This window comes from Paratractidigestivibacter sp. (assembly GCF_963660155.1).
Taxonomy (GTDB): domain Bacteria; phylum Actinomycetota; class Coriobacteriia; order Coriobacteriales; family Atopobiaceae; genus Paratractidigestivibacter.
This window is the reverse complement of sequence record NZ_CAVKWG010000008.1, coordinates 20,856-42,581: the sequence shown is the minus strand read 5'-3', so window position 1 is coordinate 42,581 and position 21,726 is coordinate 20,856. Positions and strand designations below refer to the sequence as shown.

At 66.7% G+C, this 21,726-nt stretch carries 15 protein-coding genes and 1 pseudogene; all 16 read left to right on the top strand.

Annotation, left to right across the window (positions count from 1 at the left end):
* Positions 1-56: 56 nt before the first annotated feature.
* Complete coding sequence (locus tag U5709_RS01050) at positions 57-2,147, top strand: glutamine synthetase III (protein ID WP_321971987.1); 2,091 nt, start codon at positions 57-59, stop codon at positions 2,145-2,147.
* Positions 2,148-2,625: 478 nt separating this feature from the next.
* Positions 2,626-4,071, top strand: coding sequence for an MFS transporter (locus U5709_RS01045; RefSeq protein WP_321972561.1), 1,446 nt, complete (start codon positions 2,626-2,628; stop codon positions 4,069-4,071).
* Between the two features lie 724 nt (positions 4,072-4,795).
* A pseudogene (locus tag U5709_RS10635) lies at positions 4,796-4,948 on the top strand (helix-turn-helix domain-containing protein); the annotation flags it as partial.
* A gap of 198 nt (positions 4,949-5,146) precedes the next feature.
* Positions 5,147-5,575, top strand: a complete 429-nt coding sequence (locus tag U5709_RS01040) for an IS30 family transposase (protein WP_321971985.1) — start codon at positions 5,147-5,149, stop codon at positions 5,573-5,575.
* Positions 5,576-5,724: 149 nt separating this feature from the next.
* Positions 5,725-7,374 (top strand): CTP synthase, encoded by a 1,650-nt coding sequence (locus tag U5709_RS01035; RefSeq protein ID WP_321972560.1) that lies wholly within the window; start codon positions 5,725-5,727, stop codon positions 7,372-7,374.
* A 54-nt stretch (positions 7,375-7,428) separates the two neighbouring features.
* Positions 7,429-8,331 carry a site-specific tyrosine recombinase XerD gene (gene xerD, locus U5709_RS01030; RefSeq protein WP_321971983.1) on the top strand — a complete coding sequence of 301 codons (903 nt, stop codon included), beginning with the start codon at positions 7,429-7,431 and terminating at the stop codon, positions 8,329-8,331.
* Between the two features lie 925 nt (positions 8,332-9,256).
* Positions 9,257-9,712, top strand: a complete 456-nt coding sequence (locus U5709_RS01025; RefSeq protein WP_321971982.1) for a hypothetical protein — start codon at positions 9,257-9,259, stop codon at positions 9,710-9,712.
* 11 nt (positions 9,713-9,723) lie between these two features.
* Positions 9,724-10,686: a 16S rRNA (cytosine(1402)-N(4))-methyltransferase RsmH gene (rsmH, locus tag U5709_RS01020; protein WP_321971981.1), complete on the top strand. Its 963-nt coding sequence runs from the start codon at positions 9,724-9,726 to the stop codon at positions 10,684-10,686.
* A 226-nt stretch (positions 10,687-10,912) separates the two neighbouring features.
* Complete coding sequence (locus U5709_RS01015) at positions 10,913-11,467, top strand: cell division protein FtsL (protein WP_321971980.1); 555 nt, start codon at positions 10,913-10,915, stop codon at positions 11,465-11,467.
* Between the two features lie 140 nt (positions 11,468-11,607).
* Positions 11,608-13,299 carry a penicillin-binding protein 2 gene (locus tag U5709_RS01010; RefSeq protein WP_321971979.1) on the top strand — a complete coding sequence of 564 codons (1,692 nt, stop codon included), beginning with the start codon at positions 11,608-11,610 and terminating at the stop codon, positions 13,297-13,299.
* 9 nt (positions 13,300-13,308) lie between these two features.
* Positions 13,309-14,757, top strand: a complete 1,449-nt coding sequence (locus tag U5709_RS01005) for a UDP-N-acetylmuramoyl-tripeptide--D-alanyl-D-alanine ligase (protein WP_321971978.1) — start codon at positions 13,309-13,311, stop codon at positions 14,755-14,757.
* Positions 14,758-15,789: a phospho-N-acetylmuramoyl-pentapeptide-transferase gene (gene mraY / locus U5709_RS01000; protein ID WP_321971977.1), complete on the top strand. Its 1,032-nt coding sequence runs from the start codon at positions 14,758-14,760 to the stop codon at positions 15,787-15,789. It begins immediately after the preceding gene.
* Positions 15,790-15,844: 55 nt separating this feature from the next.
* Positions 15,845-17,278 carry a UDP-N-acetylmuramoyl-L-alanine--D-glutamate ligase gene (gene murD / locus U5709_RS00995; RefSeq protein ID WP_321971976.1) on the top strand — a complete coding sequence of 478 codons (1,434 nt, stop codon included), beginning with the start codon at positions 15,845-15,847 and terminating at the stop codon, positions 17,276-17,278.
* Positions 17,279-17,281: 3 nt separating this feature from the next.
* Positions 17,282-18,928 (top strand): putative lipid II flippase FtsW, encoded by a 1,647-nt coding sequence (gene ftsW, locus U5709_RS00990; RefSeq protein WP_321971975.1) that lies wholly within the window; start codon positions 17,282-17,284, stop codon positions 18,926-18,928.
* Positions 18,929-19,102: 174 nt separating this feature from the next.
* Positions 19,103-20,212, top strand: coding sequence for an undecaprenyldiphospho-muramoylpentapeptide beta-N-acetylglucosaminyltransferase (gene murG, locus U5709_RS00985; protein ID WP_321971974.1), 1,110 nt, complete (start codon positions 19,103-19,105; stop codon positions 20,210-20,212).
* 92 nt (positions 20,213-20,304) lie between these two features.
* A complete protein-coding gene (gene murC / locus U5709_RS00980; RefSeq protein WP_321972559.1) occupies positions 20,305-21,723 on the top strand; it encodes a UDP-N-acetylmuramate--L-alanine ligase in 1,419 nt (472 codons plus the stop codon).
* The last annotated feature ends 3 nt before the right edge of the window (positions 21,724-21,726 follow it).

Here is a 21,726-nt window from a genome sequence, read left to right as displayed (position 1 = left end):
TAGAGTTGTCAAACGTAAGCCAGCACGCCAACCAACCAAGAAGGGAAGAGGCGCACATGGGCAAGGATAAGGTCACCGAGGAGTACGGCAGCCTGCTGTTTACCGACGCGGTCATGCAGGAGCGGCTCCCTAAGCCTACGTACAAGGAGCTCACGAAGGTCATCAAGGAGGGCAAGGCCCTCGACCTCGACATCGCCAACGAGGTCGCCCACGCGATGAAGGACTGGGCGCTGGAGAAGGGCGCCACGCACTACGCGCACTGGTTCCAGCCGCTGACCGGCATCACCTCCGAGAAGCACGACTCCTTCATCACGCCTAAGGACGACGGCTCCGTGCTGATGTCCTTCTCGGGCAAGGAGCTCGTCCAGGGCGAGCCCGACGCCTCGAGCTTCCCTTCCGGCGGCCTTCGCGCCACCTTCGAGGCCCGCGGCTACACCGCTTGGGACCCGACCTCCCCGGCCTTCATCAAGGACGAGGTCCTCTGCATCCCGACCGCCTTCATCTCCTACACCGGCGAGGCGCTCGACAAGAAGACCCCGCTGCTTCGCTCCCAGGTGGCCCTGGCCACGCAGGCCAAGCGCGTGCTCGCGCTCTTTGGCAAGGACGTCACCTCCGTGATCACCACCGTCGGCCCCGAGCAGGAGTACTTCCTCGTCAAGGAGGAGGACTTCCAGAAGCGCCCGGACCTGGTGCTCACCGGCCGTACCCTCTTCGGCTGCGCCCCGGCCAAGGGCCAGGAGCTCGAGGAGCACTACTTCGGCGCTATCCGCCCCACGGTCAACGCCTTCATGAAGGAGGTCGACGACGAGCTCTGGAAGCTCGGCGTCCCCGCCAAGACCAAGCACAACGAGGTCGCCCCCGCCCAGCACGAGCTCGCCCCCATCTTCGAGCAGGGCTCGCTTGCCATCGACGACAACCTGCTCGCCATGGAGAAGCTGAAGCTCCTCGCCACTCACCACGGCCTGGCATGCCTGCAGCACGAGAAGCCCTTCGACTACGTTAACGGCTCCGGTAAGCACAACAACTGGTCGGTCTGCGCCGACGGCAAGAACCTCCTCGAGCCTGGCTCCAACCCCGGTGAGAACCTCCAGTTCCTCGTCTTCCTCGCCGGCCTTATCGCCGCCGTCGACCGCCACGCCGACCTCATGCGCGTCTCCGTCGCCTCCGCCGGCAACGATCACCGCCTCGGCGCCAACGAGGCGCCCCCGGCCATCGTCTCCGTCTTCTTGGGCGACGAGCTCGACGCCGTCGTCGAGGGCCTCATCAACGACGAGACCGTCGAGGCCCACGGCAAGACCCGCATGGACCTGGGCGTCCCGATGCTGCCGGACGTGCTCCAGGACACCACCGATCGCAACCGCACCTCTCCTTTCGCCTTCACCGGCAACAAGTTCGAGTTCCGCATGTGCGGCTCTCAGCAGAACCTCTCCGATCCCAACGTCGTGCTGAATACCGCCGTGGCCGAGGTCTGCGACGAGTTCGCGACCGCAATGGAGGGCAAGACCGGCGACGAGTTCACCGCCGCCGCGCTCGATTGGGTCAAGGCGGCTCTGAAGGAGCACCACCGCGTCATCTTCGAGGGCAACGGCTACTCCGACGAGTGGGAGGCCGAGGCCGAGCGTCGCGGCCTGCCCAACTTCAAGACCACCGTCGATGCCCTGCCGCAGATGGTGACGCCTGAGAACATCGAGTTCTTCTCCAAGTACGGCGTCCTGAACGAGGCCGAGGTCAACGCCCGCTACGTCTCCAAGGCCGAGCAGTACGCCAAGCTGCTCAACATCGAGGCCAACACCATGGTCGACATGGCCAAGCGCCTCTACCTGCCGGCCATCTCGGAGTACAGCAGCAGCCTCGCCGCCTCTGTGGCCACCAAGGCCGAGCTGGGCATCGAGTCCAAGGCCGAGCTGGAGCTCGTCAAGACCCTCACTGGCGGCCTGGACACCATCTACACCGCCGTGGCCGACCTCGAGTCCAAGAACGCCGACGCCCGCGAGACCGAGGACCCGCAGGCCGAGTGCGAGGCCTACCGCGACGTCGTTATCCCTGCCATGGACGCGCTGCGCGCCGCCGTGGACGAGATGGAGCCGGTCGTCGCCGAGGACTACTGGCCGGTCCCGAGCTACAACTCCATGCTCTTCTGGGTGTAGCCCGCGCAGATCCGCGATTCGTTTCTTGCCAAGGGCGGGGACCTTCGGGTTCCCGCCCTTTTTTGCCGCGCGCACGGGATTCGCGGGCGTGGTGCGTGGAGCGATGGCGTCGGATCTTCACCCTGGGGGCCAGCCGGCGGCGTTGGATCGTGCTCGCCGTTGCCGTCGGCGTCGCCGTTGCCGTCGCCGTTGGCGTCGAAAACTCTTCACCTACTGCGTGTTTTTGCGACTTCCAGGCAAGAAACCGCAGGTAGCCTTTCTTTCGCTTTCTAAAAAAGAAGGTAGGTGAAGAGTTTCTTGCCTCGGCCCAGCGTTCCTAAACACCGTCTTGCCGCGCCCAAATCAGCCGAGTTTGACGATTTCCCGAGAAACGCCGATTCAATCAGACCAATTAGGGAACAAAGGCTTGCGTCGTAGTTTCCCGGCCGGGGGCGTCGCGCGTTGGCGCCGCGGTCCAACAGAAAGGATTGATCTATCGATGACATCTAACTCAGCTTCCGCCTGTACCTGGGGCGCCGCTTCCGCCCAGGACGCCGCCCGCGCCTGCGTCGAGCGGCCGCACCTTGCCATGATGGGCCTCTATCTGGGAGGCTTCATCGGCATGTTCTCGGAAAGCGCGCTTAACGTTGCGCTGCCGCAGCTCACGAAGGTCGTTGGCATCACCGCGTCGCTTGCCCAGTGGATGGTCGTGGGATACATGCTGGTCATCGGCCTCGTGCTTCCCTTCGCGGGCATTCTCATGAAGTGGTTCCGCACCCGCTCGCTCACCCTCTTCGCGATCGGCGCGTTCTTTGTCGGCTCGCTGATGAGCGCCCTAGCCCCGAGTTTCGGGGTGGCTCTCTCCGGCCGCCTCATCCAGGGGATCGGCACCGGCCTTGTGCTTCCCATTATGTTCGCCGTCGTGCTCGAGGTGTTCCCGGCATCCCAAATCGGTGGCGCCATGGGCCTCATGTCCCTCATCATCATGTTCGCGCCGGCCATCGGCCCCTCGCTTTCGGGCGTTATCCTGGGGTACTTCTCGTGGCGCGCGCTCTTCTTTATCTTCGCCGTGATCATGGCTGTGGGTCTGGTGTTTACCGCGCACTACCTGGTGAGCCCCTTTGAGCTCACGCGACCGCCGGTCGACGCCGCTTCTTGCGTGCTCTCCTGCCTGGGCTTTGGCGGCGTGGTCCTTGGGTTCGGCCTCTCGAGCCTTCTGGGTTGGGGGTCTCCTGCGGTCATCGGCTCCCTGGTCGTGGGCGTCGTTGCCCTGGTCGTTTATTCCCGCAGGCAGCTTGCGAGCGATAGTCCCGTGCTCAACCTGCGCGCCTTTTCCAACAAGCGGTTCCGCGTGTCCGCCACCCTCGTTATGATCAGCTTCGGCATCACGCTCGCCGCGATGTATTTGATTCCGCAGTTCGCGCAGAACGGCCTTGGCCTCACCGCGACGCTATCCGGCCTGCTCATGCTGCCGGGCGGCATCGTCAACGCCGGCGTCTCGCTTTGGTCCGGCAAGCTCTATGACCGCGTGGGCGCGGCTGGCCCCGCCCGTTGCGGCTTTGCCATCTCGTGCATCGGCGCGGCGCTCATGCTGTTTACCTCGACGGATACGCCGATCGTCTATCTCATAGCCGCCCACGTGCTGCTGATGGTTGGCGTGCCGCTGGCCATGTCGCCTTGCTCCACGAACGGCCTCAGTGCCCTGCCCGAGGAGATGAACGCGGACGGGTCGACCATCCTGAACACGATGGAGCAGGTCTGCGGCGCCGTGTGCACCGCGGTGGCGACCGGCATGCTCTCGGCCGGCGATGCCGTGGGCACGTCCGCCGGCCTCGATACGTGCGCCGCGGCCACGATGGGCTCGCACTACGGTTTCACGTTTGTGCTGATACTGGCTGTGATCGGCCTTCTCCTCTCGCTCGGCATGCGCAAGGCGTCCCGCTAAGGCTTCGTGAGCGCGGGCGAGGGCGCGGACGCGTGGGTCGGGGCCGCAAGCCCGCGCCGCCCGGCCGCATCGCGCCGCAGCCGCTTGGCCGAGCCCACCCCGCGCCGTCCCCACCGAGAAAACGCCCCGAGTTGGTGCCGACGGGCCGCCTCAGCCGAGAAAACGCCCCGAGTTGGTGCCGCCGGGCCGCCTCAGCCGAGAAAACGCCCCGAGTTGGTGCCGCCCGCCCGCCTCAGCCGAGAAAACGCCCTGAGTTGGTCTGCAAGGGACCAACTCAGGGTGTTTTCTTTGCATTTGGACCAACTCGGCCGCTTTTCTCGGCAAAGCGCGCCCTCCCGGACCAACTCGGCCGCTTTTCTCGGCAAAGCGCGCCCTCCCGGACCAACTCGGCCGCTTTTCTCGGCAAAGCGCGCCCTCCCGGACCAACTCGGCCGCTTTTCTCGGCAAAGCGCGCCCTCCCGGACCAACTCGGCCGCTTTTCTCGGCAAAGCGCGCCCTCCCGGACCAACTCGGCCGCTTTTCTCGGCAGAAGCGGCCCGTCGGCACCAACTCGGCCGCTTTTCTCGGCAGAAGCGGCCCGTCGGCACCAACTCGGCCGCTTTTCTCGGCGTGACCCGACGCCCGCCGGAGACCAACCCTGCCGGTTAGCGCGAAATTATTGGAGAATTCTCACTCCAAGTGCAACACCTGCTGAGCAGCGAAAGGCCCGCGGTTTCCCGGTAGCGTGGCGCTTGCGACAGACAACCGAGTGCCGGGAGGGACCGTGGGCCAGTGCGAGCATCTTACGATAATGGAGCGCGAGGACATAACGGCCCTGCGCGCGCAGGGGAAGGGCATCAACGACATCGCCCGCGAGACGGGCCGCAGCAAGGTCGCGGTCTCGCGGGAGCCGCCCCCGCAACTCCTACAGCTGCGGGGGCGGCTCAGCGTACCGGGCCTCGACCGCCCAGCGCAAGCACGGGGGCACGGGCTGTCCTGCCGGCGCGGGAGGCCGCTCGACGACCCCGCCCTCGCTGGGCTGGTTGCGGGGAAGATCCGCGAGGGGCGCCGGCCGCCGGGGCAGATAGCCGGCCGCATGGCCCTCGAGCTGGGCCGCAAGGTGATCTCGCGCTCGACGACCTGCCGCGCGGCCGACGCCCGCCTGCTCGACCCGCCCGACCTCGCCGGGAGCGCCCGCGGCATGAGGTCCGGGCTCAGGCACCCCGAGAGCAGCACGGTCACCGTCGACCGCGGCAAGGAGCTCGCCTCGTTCGCCGACGTCGAGGCCGAGGTCCCGGGGGTCGTGTTCTGCTTCTGCCAGCCCCACTCCCCGTGGCGGAAGGGCACCAACGAGAACATCGGCGGCCTGCTGCGCGAGTTCTTCCCGAAGGGCACCGACTTCGTCCTGGTGACCGACGGGGAGGTCGCCGAGGTGTACGATGCCATCAACATGAGGCCTCGCAAGCGCCTCAGCCACCGGGCCCCGTTCGAGGTCCGCTACTCGCGGGCGTCGCACTTGCTATGAGAATTCGCGACATATGTCGGCTATCTAATGGAGTTGTTACGAGACGGTGAGCAGACCGCCGCGACGCCTGCGCCCGCGCCTGCGCCGGGCGTAATATGAAATCCCGTGGAAGTAGCGTATCGACACTCACTGCGGGAAGGAATCCTCACATGACAAAGCATATTTTCGTGACCGGCGGCGTCGTCTCGTCCCTCGGTAAGGGCATCACCGCGGCCTCTCTCGGCCGCCTGCTCAAGGCCCGCGGCTACAAGGTCATGATGCAGAAGGCCGACCCCTACCTCAACGTCGACCCGGGCACCATGAGCCCCTTCCAGCATGGCGAGGTCTTCGTCACCGAGGACGGCAAGGAGACCGACCTGGACCTCGGCCACTACGAGCGCTTCATCGACGAGAACCTCACCCGCAACTCCAACTTCACCACGGGCGCCATCTACCAGTCGCTCATTGCCAAGGAGCGCCAGGGCGAGTTTCTTGGCGGCACCGTTCAGGTCGTCCCGCACGTGACCAACGCCATCAAGCAGCGCTTCTTCCGCATCGAGGAGCAGACCGGCGCCGACGTGGTCATCACCGAGCTCGGCGGCACCATCGGCGACATCGAGGGCCAGGCCTTCGTCGAGGCCATCCGCCAGTTCCGCAAGGAGAAGGGCCTTGCCGACTGTGTGCTTATCCACGTGTCGCTTGTGCCCTACATCGCCGCCGCCCACGAGGTCAAGACCAAGCCCACCCAGCACTCTGTGCGCGAGCTTCGCTCCATGGGCCTGCAGCCCGACTTCATCGTCTGCCGCTCCGACCACGAGGTGGACGCCAGCATTCGCGCCAAGATCGCGAGCTTCTGCGACGTCGACCCCACCTGCGTCTTCGAGAACTCCGACTGCCCCTCCATCTACGACGTGCCGGCGCACCTCGCCGAGCAGGGCTTCGACACCAAGGTCTGCGAGCGCCTCGGCCTCGACGCGCGCGAGAGCGACATGAGCAGCTGGAACGCCTTCACTCACCGCATGCACGCCGCCAACGCTAAGGACGACGTCACCAAGATCTCCGTCGTGGGCAAGTACACCCAGCTCCCGGACGCCTATCTTTCCATCATCGAGGCGCTGCACCACTCCGGCGTCGCCTTCGGCCGCCACGTGAAGATCGAGCTCGTCGACGGCGAGGAGCTCTCCGAGGCCAACGCCGAGGAGGTCCTCGGCGACTCCGACGGCATCCTCGTCCCCGGCGGCTTCGGCCTGCGCGGCATCGAGGGCAAGATCTGCGCCGCCCACCGTGCCCGCACCCTCAAGGTGCCCTACCTCGGCGTCTGCCTCGGTCTGCAGGTCGCGGTCTGCGAGTTCGCCCGCAACGTCTGCGGCCTTGCCGGCGCCACCTCGGCCGAGTTCGAGCCCGATTGCGCCTACCCGGTCATCGATATCATGCCCGACCAGGAGGACATCACCGACAAGGGCGGTACCATGCGCCTGGGCGCCTATCCCTGCAAGGTCCAGCCAAACACCCTGGCCGAGGAGGCCTACGGTGAGAGCCTCGTCTACGAGCGTCATCGTCACCGCTATGAGGTCAACAACGCCTATCGCGAGCAGCTCGCCGCCGCCGGCCTCAAGATCTCGGGCCTCTCGCCCGACGATCGCTTGGTCGAGATGATCGAGCTGCCCGAGGACGTCCACCCCTGGTTCGTCGCCTCCCAAGCCCACCCCGAGTTCAAGAGCCGCCCGACCACCCCGGCCCCGCTCTTCCGCGAGTTCGTCCGCGCCGCCATCGCCCACCATGAGGGTTGCGACCGCCACGACGTCGAGGCCGCCGAGTAGCCGCGCGGTCTAAACTGGGTGCACTCGACCGACCGCGACCGAAAGGTGCGCTCCATGGACCTCGCCTGCGCCAAAGAGGAGTATCTCGACTACCTCCGCGTCGAGCGCGCGAGCTCCGTAAACACCGTCGAGGCCTACGGCCGCGACCTCACTCGCTATATCGATTACCTCGCGGGCTCCGGCGTGACGGAGCCCAGCGAGGTGGAGCGCTCCCTCGTAGAAGCCTACGTGGGGGCGCTGTGCGACCTGGGCCTGGCCGCGGCGTCCGTCGAGCGCGCCGTCTCGGCTGTCAAGGGGTTCCACCGCTTCATGTACCGGGAGCAGATCTCGCCGGAGTGCCCGACGGCCGATCTGCTGCCGCCCGCAAAGCCCTCGCGCCTGCCCGACGTCATCTCGCGTAAGGACGCCGCGCGCCTGCTCGATCAGCCGTTTCCGAACACGGCGGCGGGCCTTCGCGACCACGCCATGCTCGAGGTCCTCTACGGCTGCGGCTTGCGCGTGAGCGAGCTCGTGGGCCTCGATGTACGCGACGCGCTGCTCGACGAGGAGCTGCTGCGCGTCTTCGGCAAGGGCTCGAAGGAACGCGTCGTGCCCGTGCTCGGCGCGGCTGCCCGCGTGCTCGGCGAGTACCTGGAGCAGGGGAGAGACGAGCTTATCGGCAAGAAGCCCAACGCCGCCGTGTTCCTCAACGTCCGCGGCGGCAGGATCTCGCGGCAGTCCGCGCATGCGATAGTGGAGCGCTACGGGCGCATGGCGGGAATCGAGGGGTTGCATCCCCACACCCTGCGACACAGCTTCGCCACCCACCTACTCGAGGGGGGCGCCGACCTGCGCGTCGTCCAGGAGCTCCTCGGGCATGCCGACATCTCGACGACGCAGCTCTACACGCACCTCGACCGCTCGCATATCCGGCGCGTCTATCTCTCGGCGCACCCGCGCGCTCGCGCTGCCGACTGAGCCGTGCCCGCGACCCACACCTGGCCCCACGCCGAACGCTTGCCACGGGTGACGGTCATTGGTGACAGGTTCCGCCGCTGGCTGACCCACCCGCCATTGGTGACAGGCCTGCGTCGCCGGCTGCAAAGAAAACGCGCCCGCTTGGTCCGTTCGCGGTCCGTTTGCAAAGAAAATGGCTTCGCTTGGTCTGACCTGCAAAGAAAACGCGCCCGCTTGGTCCCAACCCGACCAAGCCGGCGCGTTTTCTTTGCGAAACCGTCCAGATCTGACCAAGCCGGCGCGTTTTCTTTGCGGCGAAGGCCTACACGGACCAAGCCGGCGCGTTTTCTTTGCGGCGCGGCCTCACGCCGGGTGGCGGCGCGGCCTCACGCCGGGTGGCGGCGCGGCCTCACGCCGGGTGGCGGCGCGGCCTCACGCCGGGTGGCGGCGCGGCCTCACGCCGGGTGGCGGCGCGGCCTCACGCCGGGTGGCGGCGCGGCCGGTTGTTGACTGTTCGGGCCGCCATTGGTGACAGGCGCGGGCCGCACATCTTTCCGGGCAGCGAGGCCGCAGGCTTTATGATTCGCCGTTCCGCTCGTCGCGCCCCTGCGCATGCAGCCCGAGCCAGTCACCACTGGTTGGCTTCCGGCGCTAATTAGGCGTGCTGGTCGGCTGTTATGCTGGGACGCGGCGAATCACATTCGTTTACCTGCGGATTCACGCTATCTCCACATTTGTGTCCCTGCTGCTCGCCCGAAATGGTGGAAACGACTGTTCGTGGCCCAAGATATGGGGTCGCAGCGCGTGTCGCGCAGTCGAAATTATCGTCTGTGAACTTCTTTGTGTGGAGTAGTGTTTTTTGTTGTCGAGAAGTGTCTCCCTTGCCTTATATTATTCACGCGCTCCAGTCAGGGGCCTATGGTCTCGTGTCTGAGAGGAGGGTGACATGCTCGTTGGGTCTTTTCCGATGTCGGTTGATTCGAAGGCGCGCGTCACCCTGCCCGCGACGTTCCGCAAGGAGATGTGCGAGGGCGACTCGAAGACCATTTACCTGGTGCCCATGAAGGAGAGCGTGGACGGCTTCACCCCTGCAGGTTTCGAGGCTTGGATCGACTCCCTCTTCAACAAAGAAGGGGAGGGCTTCGATACCCGCAGCCGCAAGGACGTGCTTCTTCGCCGCAGCCTCACGTCCCGCGCCGTGTCGGTGGACATCGACTCGGCCGGCCGCGTGGCCTTGGGCAAGCTCGACACGAGCAAGCCTGGTACCCGTGAGAAGTACGGCCTAACCGGTGACGTCACGGTCATCGGCGCGGACGACCACTTCGAGGTGTGGAACACCGAGCTGTGGAACGCCTCGCAGGAGGCCATCGACGACGAGCTCGAAGAGCTTCTCTTCGGCTAGGGGTGGAGATCTTGACAACTGGATATCAGCACGTACCCGTGATGCTCGAAGAGGTTCTCCGCGAGCTCGACCCCAAGCCCGGTGATGTGGTCTGCGATTGCACCTTGGGCGGCGCCGGGCACTCCGTGGAGCTCGCCAAAAGAATCGCGCCGGAAGGCCTCTCCATCGGCATCGACCAGGACGACATGGCTCTGGAAGCCGCGGCCGAGCGCTTCTCGCGCGAGGTCCCGCAGGCAGAGCACAAGTTCTTGAAGGGCAATTTCGGCGACCTCGACGAGCTTCTGCTCGAGGCCGAGGTGCCCGGCATCGACTGTTTCCTTTTCGATTTGGGCGTCAGCAGCCCGCAACTCGATATTCCCGAGCGGGGCTTCTCTTACCATGAGGACGCTCCCTTAGACATGCGCATGGATTCGGGGAACAACACCCTAACCGCACAAGAGGTCATAAACCAGCGCAGCGAATCCGACCTCATCCGAATTCTTCGCGTATACGGCGACGAGAAGTACGCTTCGCGCATCGCCCGCAAGGTGGTGGAGACGAGGGCCAAGGCCCCCATCGAGACCACGCTGCAGCTTGTGGAGGTGATCAAGCAGAGCATCCCCGCCGCGGCCCGCCGAAGCGGGGGACACCCCGCGCGCAAGACCTTCCAGGCCCTGCGCATCGAGGTCAACCACGAGCTTGACGTCCTCGACCGGGGCCTGCGCGCGGCCATCCGTTGGGCCAACCCCGGCGGCCGGATTTGCGTTATCGCCTACCACTCGCTCGAGGACCGCATCGTCAAGCATGTGTTCTCGGAGATGTCGCGCGGCTGCACCTGCCCGCCAGACCTGCCGGTGTGTGTTTGCGGGAACGTGCCGATACTCAAGGTCAAGACCAAAAAACCCCTCGTCGCCACAGACGATGAGGTTGCGGCCAACCCCCGGTCGCGAAGCGCCCTGACGCGCGCGGCGATAAAGCTCGACGTCGCCGAGTAGGGCGCAGGCAACGCCGCACCCGGCCCTCAGGGCCGATGCATACAAACGAATCAGAGCAGCACCAAAAACGCAGTTTAAACGCACCACCATCAAACCACCAACGAACTATTCGACTACTACCGGGGAGTGCTAGCCTCCCGACGCCCGGCGGCACCGGGGTTGGCGCGCCTCCCATCTCACAACGCGATCGGCGGCCGAGCCGCCTTTCTCAGGCAAGAAGGACATCATGAAGCATCAGGGTTCCGAAGCTCTTTACATTGACTACGCGGAAGAGGGACGCGCCTTCGAGCAGGAGGCCGAGCGCCCGTCCCTGTCGGTCCTCACCGGTGGCGGCCTCGACGCCCGCGCCCGCAAGGGCGTCACCGCCGACTTCACCGCCAAGGTCGCCCGCGTCCTCGCCGTTACCGCGGCGGTCTTCGCCATCGGCTTCGTGCGCGTGTGCGTGAGCTCTGCCACGGTGGCCGTCCTCACCGAGAACTCCTCCCTGCGCTCGGAGGTCAACGACGCCAAGAACCTCAACTACGAACTAAAGATCGAGCGCACCGCCCTCTCCAGCAACTCCCGCATCGCGCGCATCGCCACGCAAAACTACGGCATGGTGCGCTCCGACGACACCGTCTCGGTCAAGGTCGGCGCTGAGGCCGCCGACGCCGCCGCGCCCGAGGCCAGCGAGGCCGATATGGCGCTTGACCCCTATGCGTTCGTGGCAGCGACCCTCAAGGCCGATGGTGATGCTGGGCAGCTCGTTTCCGAGGCTTACGCTTTCGCAGACGTGGCGTAGACTCCTTCGTCGTGAGAAGAGACAATTTCCATAGCCCTGATAAGGGACCCAGAAGAGCGGAGGCCTCCTATGATGCGGCCTCTCGTTCTCGTTTTGGGCGGCGCGCCGCCGCGGCCGACACCGCCTCCGGCAACGCCAAGATGCGTCACATCGTCATCGTCGGCGTCCTTTTGCTCTCGATAGTCGCGCTGCGCCTCGTGTGGATTCAGGTCGTCAACCACGACTGGCTCTCGGAGCGAGCCGAGGCGCGCCGCACGAACGTCGTCTCCATCAGCGCCAAGCGCGGCACCATCTTTGACCGCAACGGCAACGTGCTCGCCATCAGCGTCGACTGCAAGGACGTCGTCTGCGACCCCACGACCGTCACCTACACCGATAGTCGCGACGACAAGAAGACCGGCGCGGCCGACGCGGTGGCCGACATCCTGGTCGAGGTCCTCGGTGGCGATAAGAACACCTATCTGGAGGCCTTGAACCGCCAGAACACTCGCTACGCGTACCTGGCGCGGCGCATCGACGTCTCGCAGGCTGACCAGATCCAGGACAAGCTCGACGAGGCCAATCTCACCGGCATCTACTATGAATCGGATACCAAGCGCGTTTATCGCTACGGGACCACGGGCTCCCAGATCATCGGCTACGTGAACTCGGAGGGCGTTGCGCTGTCGGGCCTGGAGTATTACTACGACTCCATACTTAAGGGAACGGACGGCCAACGCGTCTACGAGTCGAGCGCCTCGGGCGGGCCCATCGCCGGCGGCGTCTCCGAGACGACCGAGGCCAGAAACGGTACCGACATCGTCATCTCCATCGACATAGACCTGCAGTACGAGTGCGAGGAGATCATCTCCGAGGGCACCGAGACCTACTCGGCCGACTCCGGCTCCGTCATGGTCACCAACCCAAAGACCGGCGAGATCTATGCCGCGTGCTCCACGCCGCTTCCTGACTTCGACAACATCACCGACGTCGCTTCGCTCAACCTCAAGTTGGTGACCGACTCCTACGAGCCCGGCTCCGTCTTCAAGGTGATCACCACCTCTATCGGCATCGAGGACGGGCTTCTCTCTAAGGACACGACCATCAACATCCCGGCCAAGATCCTGGTCGGCAACGACTGGGTGACCGACGACGACGGCCGCAACTACGCCATGGACATGAGCGTCGAGTACGCCCTCGCGCAGTCCTCCAACGTCGCTATGGCCTACTACGCGCAGAACATCATCGGAGCCGAGAAGTTCGCGGCCGGCGTCGAGAAGTATGGGATCGGCCAGAAGACCGGCATCGACTTCCCCGGCGAGTCGCAGGGCATCGTCCGTAAGCTCTCGGAGTACACGGGAGCCTCGGTCGGCTCCATGGCGTTCGGCCAGTCGCTCGCCGTCCCGCTCGTGCAGATCGTGCGCGCCTACGGCGCCATTGCCAACGACGGTATCCCCAACACGCCCCATTTCCTGCTCTCCAAGGACGGCGAGCAGGTCCAATGGGAAAGCGGCGAGAGGATTGTCTCCAAGGCCACGGCCGATGAGGAGACCGACATGATGCGCTCGGTCATGACCGAGGGCTCCGGCGTCAAGGGCCAAGTCGAGGGCTACGACATCGCCGGCAAGACGGGCACCGGCGAGCAGGCCGACGAGAACGGCGGCTACAAAAAGGGCAGCTACGTGGCGTCGCTTTGCGGCTTCGCCAACGCCGATGACCCCGAAGTGCTCGTCTACGTGGGCTTAAACGGCATCCCGTACCTCGCGGCGGTCTCCGCGGCCAACGTTTTCCACGATGTGATGGAGCAGTCCATTACTATCCTTAGTATTCCGCCTGCTTCCTATTCCAATTAGGGGAATCAGATGATCCGCATCAGCGTACAAGATATCGCCGCCGCGACCGGCGCCGAGCTCATCTATGAGGGCTCCCGCGAGGTCGCCGGCGACGTCGTGATCGATTCTCGCCAGGTGGGCGAGGGCTCGGTCTTCGTCGCCTTCGCCGGCGAGAAGGTCGACGGCAACGCCTATCTGGCCTCCTCGGCCGCCGCCGGGGCCGCCTGTGTCGTGGCCTCCGCCGAGCCCGCCGACGTCGTCGTCGAGGCTTGCCGCGAGGTTGGCTGCTCGCTTATTCGCGCGGCCGACGACGACTGCGAGGCCTTCCTTCTTGCCCTGGCCGCCTATCAGCGCAGCCTTCACCCCGAGTGGCTCGTCGTGGGCGTTACGGGCTCGGTGGGCAAGACCACCACCAAGGACATGCTGCGCGCCGGCTTCGGGGCCACGCTGCCCACCCACGCCACCGCCGGCAACTTCAACAACCTCATCGGCCTGCCGCTCACGGTGCTCGCCGCCCCCGAGGGCGCGCGCGTGCTCGTGTGCGAGCTCGGCATGAACCACCCCCACGAGATCGACCGCCTGGCCGCCGCGTGCTCGCCGGCCTTGGCCTGCGTGACGACCATCGGCACCTCTCACATTGGCATCCTCGGCAGCCGCGAGAACATCGCGCGCGCCAAGGCTGAGGTGGTCAGCGGCATGCGCGGCTCCAGCGAGGCCGCCGGCGATGTGGCCCCGTGCCTCGTCATGCCCTCCGGATGCGACCTCACGTCCTTTATCGCCGATGAGTTTGCCAGGCCGGCGGGCGTGGAGGTCTGCCTCGTGGGCGCCCGCGACGGCGACGAGGTGCGCGCCCGGGGCGTTCGCCTGGACGAGTCGGGGCTCCCCAGTTTTACCGTGAGCTGCGCGGACGGCTGGAGTCGCGAGGTCACGCTGAACCTCCCCGGCAAGAAGGTCGTCGACGACTTCCTGCTGGCCATCGCACTCATCTGGCGCGCCGGCGCCGATCGCGACGCCGCCGCGGTCGCCATCGAGTCGATGGAGCACACCGCCCTACGCCTCGACGTGCGCGACTCCGCCGCGGGCGCTCGCGTCATCGATGACTCCTACAACGCCGCCCCGAACTCCATGGCGTCCTCGCTCGACATCTTGGCCGCCATGGCCTGCGAGGGCAGCCGCGTCGCCGTCCTCGGCGAGATGGGCGAGCTCGGCGACGATGCCCGTGCCCTGCACGGCTGCGTGGGCGCCTACGCCGCGGCCAAGGGGCTCGACATGCTCGTCTTCATCGGCGGCGAGCTCGCCGATTGCATGGCTGAGGCCGCCCGCGCCATGGGCGCATCGGAGGACTGCGTCCACCGCTTCGCCACGGCCGAGGAGGCCGCGGCGGCCTTGAAGCCGGTCTTTACCGCCGGCGACGTGGTCTTGGTCAAGGCCTCGCGCTCAGAGGGCCTCGACCGCTTCGCTAAGGAGGTACTGAGCTAAATGATCGATAATCCCGCATACCCCAGCTACCAGGTGTTTCTTGCCGTCGCCGCCGCGGCGCTCATCACGGCCGTCGCCATGCCGTTCTTCATCCGCATGATGCGCAAGGACGGCATCGGCCAGCAGATCCGCGCCGACGGCCCCGAGAGCCACCTCGTCAAGCAGGGCACGCCCACCATGGGCGGCGTCGTCATGCTCGTCGCCGTGGTCGTAACGGTCGCGCTCATCGCCAAGTGGACCCCCGATCTTATCCTCGCCGTCCTCGCCATGCTGGTCACGGGCTCGCTCGGCCTCCTCGACGACATCGAGTCGGTCGCCCACAAGCGCAGCCTCGGCCTCACGCCGTCGCAGAAGATGGTCGGCCTCATCACCATCTCGGTCGTCTTCTGCCTGGCCGCCGTCAACTGGGCGGGCATCGACGCTGTTGTGCGCTTCCCGGGCGGCCTAGCCATCGACCTGGGCGTCCTTACCACGACCTTCACGGTCGGGGGCGCAAGCATCGCCGTCCCCTGGCTCTACATCTTCTTCGTGTTCCTGCTCATGGCGGGCCTCTCCAACGCCGTCAACCTCACCGACGGCCTCGACGGCCTCGCTGGCGGCTGCACGATGGTCGTCATGGCGTTCATGGCCATGGTCGCCTTAAGCTGCGACGACATCGATCTTGCCATCTTCGCCGCATCCATCGCCGGCGCCTGCGTGGGCTTCATCTGGCACAACTGCAACCCGGCTTCCATCTTCATGGGCGACACGGGCTCGCTCGCCCTGGGCGCCGCCCTTGCCGCCCTCGCCGTCCTCACCAAGACCGAGTTCACCTCGCTCATCATGGGCGGCCTGTTCGTCTGCGAGGCCCTCTCGGTCATCATCCAGGTCGTGAGCTTTAAGACCACGGGCAAGCGCGTCTTCCTCATGAGCCCGATTCACCACCATTTCGAGAAGCTCGGCTGGGCCGAGACGAAGGTCGTCACGCGCTTCTGGATTGTCTCGGCCGTCTTCGCCGCCGTCGGCTTCGCCCTTTACTTCCAGCTCGGCTAACGGGAGCGTCGGCGCGAGCGCGCCTGTCTCCGCGCCACAAGAGAAAGCCCTACTTATGACTTGCACGAACACCGCTCACATCGGCAACGTCTGCGTACTCGGCATCGGCAAGACCGGCGAGGCTGCCTGCCGCTATCTATCGGGGCTGATGCCCGGCCGGGTCGACTCCGTCACGCTGTTCGGTGGCGTCAACTCCCGCGAGAGCGAGCAGACCCGCGCGCTCGGGGCGGCGGGCGTGCGCTGCGTGCTTGGCACGGAAGAGGTCGAGGGCGAGTTCGACCTCGCCGTCGTCTCCCCGGGCATCCCCGAGACGAGCGCCTTCTATCGCGCCGCGGCCGCCTGCAGCGCCGAGGTAATCTCCGAGGTGGAGCTGGCTTTCCGCGAGAGCCCCGCCAATTGGCTCGCCGTCACCGGCACGAACGGCAAGACGACCACCACTTCGCTCACCACGCACCTGCTGAGCGAGGCCGGGCTCTCTGCCGAGTCGGTGGGCAACATAGGCGTACTGTGCATCGAGGAGGCGGCGTCGCGCCCCTATGACGGCTGGTTCGTGGCCGAGCTCTCGAGCTTCCAGCTGGCCTCGAGCCCCACGCTGCGCCCGCACGCGGCGGTCCTTCTCAACGTGACCCCCGACCATATCGAGTGGCACGGGTCCATGGAGGCCTATGCCGCCGCTAAGGAGAAGGTCTTCGCCAACATGGGCACAGGCGACCTCGCCGTCGTTTCCGTCGATGACGACTGGTGCCGCGACGTGGCCGTGCGCTGCTCCGGGCGCGGCCTTCGCGTCTGCGAGCTCTCCGTCGAGCGCGAGCTCGGCGGGCCCGACGCGGCCTTCGAGCGCGGCGGTCGCCTCGTCGTGCGCCTGGGCGGGGTCGAGCACGACATCTGCTCCGTCGACGACCTGCGCATCCGCGGTTCCCACAACTGGGAAAACGCGCTCGCCGCCTCGGCGCTCGCCCTCTTCATGGGCATCGACGCCGAGAAGATCGCCTCCGGGCTTGCGACCTTCAGCCCCATCGAGCACCGCATCGAGCCCTGCGGCGAGGCCGCGGGCATCCACTTCGTCAACGACTCCAAGGCCACAAACACCGACTCGGTCGAGAAGGCCCTCACGGCTTTCGACGCCGGGACGGTCGTCGTGCTTCTCGGCGGCCACGACAAGGGGACCGACCTCGCGTCGCTCTCCCGCGCCTGCTGTGCCCGTGCCCGTGTCGCCGTCTGCTTCGGCGAGGCCGGCCCGCGCATGGCCGCGTCGCTCAAGGACGAGGCTGCTGCATCGGGCTCCGCGCTCGAGATCGTCTGCGCCGATCACCTTCGCGACGCGTTCGCCGCTGCTTGCGCCGAGGCCCGCGAGGGCGACACGGTGCTGCTCTCGCCCGCATGCTCCTCGTTCGACGAGTTCTCCAACATGGCCGAGCGCGGGCGCCTCTTCAAGTCGCTGGCGACCGATTATTGCCGTGCCCACGATGCGTCCGGGGCGGGGGAGTAGCGCGTGTCCGCACCTCTACCCAGCTATTTGTTCGGCGGATCGGCCGAGGACGCGCGCCGCGTCGGCTCCCCGCGCGGCGGATCGCGCAAGACCGGCGACGCCGGCATCCTCGGCAAGGTCTCCGGCGCCATCCATGGCGTGCCCGAGCGCTTCATGCGCCCCCGTATCGTCCTTGTCGCCGTCACCGCCGTGCTCGTGTGCTTCGGCATGCTCATGATCTACTCGGCCTCCTCGGTAAGCTGCCTCAACAGCGCGTCGTGCGACTACGACCCGGCCTATTACCTCAAGCGGCAGATGATCTACGCCGCCGTCGGCCTTGCCCTGGCCGTGCTGCTTGCCACCAGGGATTACCACTGGTTCACGCGAGACCACCTCGCAGTCGTCGTCGCGGGGGTCATCGTGGCCCTTATCCTCGTTTTCGTCCCCGGGTTCTCCAACAGCACCTACGGCGCCTCCCGCTGGATCAAGCTCGGCGGCTTCCAGCTGCAGCCCTCCGAGTTCGCAAAGGTCGCCATCGTCACGGTCGCCGCGGCCCTCGCGCAGCGCTATTACGTTGACGGCGACCTTGGCCAAGCCGAGCTGCTCAAGTACACGCTCGTGGGCATCGGCGTCCCGCTGGGCCTCATCCTCATCCAGCCGGACAAAGGGTCGACGGCGATTATCGCCATCACGCTGATCATCATGCTCTACGTCGCCGGGTTCAACCCCGTCGTCTTGAGCCTCGGTCTTTTGAGCGGCGCCCTCGCGCTAGGCGTGCTCTCGCTCACGCAGGACTACGCCTTGTCGCGCATCACGACCTTCCTGGACCCTTGGGCCGACGAGGCCGGCAAGTCCTATCAGCTCGTTCAGGGCTACTATGCCCTCGGCTCGGGGGGCATCCTCGGCGTCGGCATCGGCTTCTCCAAGCAGAAGTACTCGTATCTGCCCATGGCCCACAACGACTTCATCTTCGCCGTCATCGGCGAGGAGTGCGGCCTTGTGGGCACCTTGGGCGTCATCGCCTGCTTCGCACTGTTCGCTTGGGCCGGTTTCCGCATCGCCAAGTACGCGCCCGACCTCGCCGGTCGCCTCATCGCGAGCGGCTGCACCTCGCTCATCATCATCCAGATGCTGGTTAACGTCTGCGGCGTCCTGGGGCTCATCCCGCTTTCCGGCAAGCCGCTGCCGTTTTTGAGCTACGGCGGCACGTCGATCATCGCCTGCCTCATGTTCGTGGGCATGCTGCTGTCGGTCTCCAAGAACTCCGCGCTCCCCGAGACCGAGCACGACGTCCGGCGCCGCAATATGACGGTGCGCTCGGGCGACGAGAGAGGCGACGCGGGCCTCAGCTTCGTCGGCGAGGCCACGCCGCGCTCTGCCTCCCTTGGTCGAAGCGACCCCGGCGCTGGCCGCTCAGACGTGGCCCCGACCGGCTTTACCGTCGTCGACGGCGGCGGGTCGGCTCGCGACGCGCGCGGCCACAACGGCTCTTTCCGCAACGGCTCGGGGGCTTCCCGCGCCTCTTCGCAGAGAATCGCCGGCGGCCGCGGCTACGGCCGCATCGACACCAACGCCGACGCCGCATCGCGCCAGCGCAGCCGGGGCTCGGGTCGCGGGCGCTCGGGTGGGCAGGGCCGCTCGGGCGGCCGGGAGCGGCGAGGCCGCCGCTGATGGCGCCCCGGGCGCGGGTCTGCGCCCTCCGCCTCGACGCTCGCCCGCCGTCTCGGTGCATGGGTGGATTCAGCGCGCCGCCGCGCCCCGCATGCGCGTAGGATAGGCGGTTGATAACACGACTCTCCGGACGGACTCTTATCACCGCCCGAATCCCTAGAAGAGGGGCCTCTCATGAAGATCGCCATCGCAGCCGGCGGCACCGCCGGGCACATCAACCCCGCCCTCGCACTCGCCGAGGAGCTTCTCGACCGCGGCCACGAGGTCACGTTCTATGGCCGTCCATCCAAGCTCGAGGGCACGCTCGTGCCCGCCGCCGGCTTCGAGCTCGTCGACGTCGAGGTCACGGGCTTCGACCGCTCTAAGCCTTGGACGGCCGTGAGCTCGCTTCGGCGGGTATGGCGCGCGAAGGCTTCGCTCAAACGCCGCTTCGCCGCGCAGGGCGCCCCGGACGTCGCCATCGGCTTCGGCGCCTACGTCGAGGTCCCGCTGCTGGGGTTTTGCAAGGACAAGGGCATCCCGTACCTCATCCACGAGCAGAACTCCGTGCCTGGCCTCGCCAACAAGATGATGGCCGCCCACGCCGCGCGCGTCTGCATCTCGGTGCCGGCCGCCCGCCCCGTCTTCGAGCGCGAGGGCGACACCTCCCACGTGGCGCTCACCGGCAACCCGGTCCGCCGCTCCGTCATCGCCGGCGACCGCTCGCGCGGACGCGCCGCCTTGGGCGTGCCCGAGGACGCCACGCTGCTGCTCGTCTTCGGCGGCTCCCTCGGCGCCCGCACGCTCAACGAGGGCATGGCGCGGCTCAAGGGCGAGCTTCTCTCCATCGACGGCCTGCACGTCGTGCAGTCCACCGGCAAGGGCGGATACGACGACGCTGCGGCCGCCCTGGCCCTCACGGACGACGAGGAGAAGCGCTGGGACCTGCGCGCCTACATCGACGACATGGGAGACGTCCTTGCCGCGGCCGACCTCGTGCTTTCACGCGCCGGCGCCTCCTCCATCGCCGAGATCGCGGCCGTCGGCGTGCCCTCCGTGCTCGTGCCTTACCCCTATGCCACGGCCGACCACCAGACGACCAACGCCAAGTTCCTCGTCGATGCCGGCGCCGCGGTCCTTTTCGCCGATGACGAGGTCTCGCAGCCGGTCTTCGGCAAGAAGCTCGTCGAGCTCCTCGAGCAGAAGGGCACCCGCGCCGCCATGCGCGCCGCCGCAAAGAAGCTCGGCCAGGACTCCGCGGCCTCGGCTCTCGCAGACCAAGTGGAGAGCTGCGTCCGAGGGTAGGGTCGTCCTTGCATTTGGGTTAGAGTAGGTGGTTAGCGAACACCGCGGCGGGCAGTTCCGCCGCGACCGACTACTCACCCGGGAGGGCACACATGAGCGAGTCCACGGATACTCCCCAGATTAAAAGCGCGCACTTCATCGGCATCGGCGGCGCCGGCATGAGCGGCATCGCGCTTGTCCTGCATGAGCGCGGATGCAAGGTGACCGGCTCCGACCTCAAGGCTTCCCACTACGTCCGCGAGCTCGAGAGCGCGGGCGTCGAGGTCCACGTCGGCCACGAGGCCGCGACCATCGACGCCGTTGCGCCCGAGGTCATCGTCACCTCGACCGCCATCCCCGAGACGAACCCCGAGGTCGTCCGCGCCCGCGAGCTGGGCATCCCTATCTGGCCGCGCGCAAAGATGCTCTCCTATCTCTCCCACGACGCGCTCACCGTCGCCGTCGCCGGCACCCATGGCAAGACGACCACCTCCTCCATGGTCGCCACCATGCTCGATAAACTCGGCCTCGACCCGTCGTTCCTCATCGGCGGCATCGTCGAGGGCTATGGCACCAACGGCAAGAACGGCAACGGCGGCTACTTCGTCTGCGAGGCCGACGAGTCCGACGGCTCTTTCCTCTACCTCAACCCCAACGTGGCCGTGGTCACCAACATCGAGGCCGACCACCTCGACCACTACGGCACCCTCGAGAACATCGAGAAGGCCTTCTGCAAGTTCATGGACCTCGTGGGCGAGGACGGCACCGTCGTCATCAACGGCGACGTGGCGCACTACGCCGAGCTCGCGCGCTCCACGGGCCGCCGCGTGATCACCTACGGCTTCGACGAGTCCTGCGACTACGTCTGCCTGCCCGAGGACACCCACCACCAGATCGCCTCGAGCTTCTCGGTCAAGACGCCTGACCACGGCTGCGTCCATGTGACCATCGCCGCCAACCCCGGCCGCCACAACATGGCCAACGCCACCGCCGCCCTTGCCGTGGCCGACGTCCTCGGCTGCGACATCGATAAGGCCGTCGCCGCGCTCTCGCAGTTCAAGGGCGCCCGCCGACGCTTCACCCACGTGGGCGACGTCGCCGGCGTGGTCGTCGTCGACGACTACGGCCACCACCCTACCGAGATCGCGGCCACCCTTGCCGCGGCCAAGGACCTGCAGTACGACCGCATCGTCTGTGTTTTCCAGCCGCACCGCTACAGCCGCACGCAGGCCCTCGCTGACCAGTTCGCGCACGCTTTCGGCGATGCCGACGTCCTGCGCGTCATGGACGTCTTCTCCGCCGGCGAACTCCCCATCCCTGGCGTCTCCGGCAAGACCATCGCCACCGGTGTAGCGGCCACGGGCGAGGTCGCCGACGTCGAGTACGTGCCCAACGGCCGCGCGCTCATCGAGAACCTCGTCGACATCGTCCGCGAGGGCGACTTGCTCATCACCCAAGGTGCGGGCGACGTCACCCAGATCGGCCCGCTTTTCATCGAGGCCATGCGCGATCGCGCGGCCCAGAAGGAGTAAGCG

What these genes read in the sequence shown, in the direction of transcription:
- U5709_RS01010 (WP_321971979.1), top strand. Translation starts at nt 11,608, where the DNA reads ATGCGTCACATCGTCATCGTCGGCGTCCTTTTGCTCTCGATAGTCGCG.
- U5709_RS01035 (WP_321972560.1), top strand. Translation starts at nt 5,725, where the DNA reads ATGACAAAGCATATTTTCGTGACCGGCGGCGTCGTCTCGTCCCTCGGT.
- U5709_RS01015 (WP_321971980.1), top strand. Translation starts at nt 10,913, where the DNA reads ATGAAGCATCAGGGTTCCGAAGCTCTTTACATTGACTACGCGGAAGAG.
- murG (WP_321971974.1), top strand. Translation starts at nt 19,103, where the DNA reads ATGAAGATCGCCATCGCAGCCGGCGGCACCGCCGGGCACATCAACCCC.
- murC (WP_321972559.1), top strand. Translation starts at nt 20,305, where the DNA reads ATGAGCGAGTCCACGGATACTCCCCAGATTAAAAGCGCGCACTTCATC.
- U5709_RS01040 (WP_321971985.1), top strand. Translation starts at nt 5,147, where the DNA reads ATGGCCCTCGAGCTGGGCCGCAAGGTGATCTCGCGCTCGACGACCTGC.
- U5709_RS01005 (WP_321971978.1), top strand. Translation starts at nt 13,309, where the DNA reads ATGATCCGCATCAGCGTACAAGATATCGCCGCCGCGACCGGCGCCGAG.
- U5709_RS01050 (WP_321971987.1), top strand. Translation starts at nt 57, where the DNA reads ATGGGCAAGGATAAGGTCACCGAGGAGTACGGCAGCCTGCTGTTTACC.
- murD (WP_321971976.1), top strand. Translation starts at nt 15,845, where the DNA reads ATGACTTGCACGAACACCGCTCACATCGGCAACGTCTGCGTACTCGGC.
- U5709_RS01045 (WP_321972561.1), top strand. Translation starts at nt 2,626, where the DNA reads ATGACATCTAACTCAGCTTCCGCCTGTACCTGGGGCGCCGCTTCCGCC.
- U5709_RS01025 (WP_321971982.1), top strand. Translation starts at nt 9,257, where the DNA reads ATGCTCGTTGGGTCTTTTCCGATGTCGGTTGATTCGAAGGCGCGCGTC.
- xerD (WP_321971983.1), top strand. Translation starts at nt 7,429, where the DNA reads ATGGACCTCGCCTGCGCCAAAGAGGAGTATCTCGACTACCTCCGCGTC.
- mraY (WP_321971977.1), top strand. Translation starts at nt 14,758, where the DNA reads ATGATCGATAATCCCGCATACCCCAGCTACCAGGTGTTTCTTGCCGTC.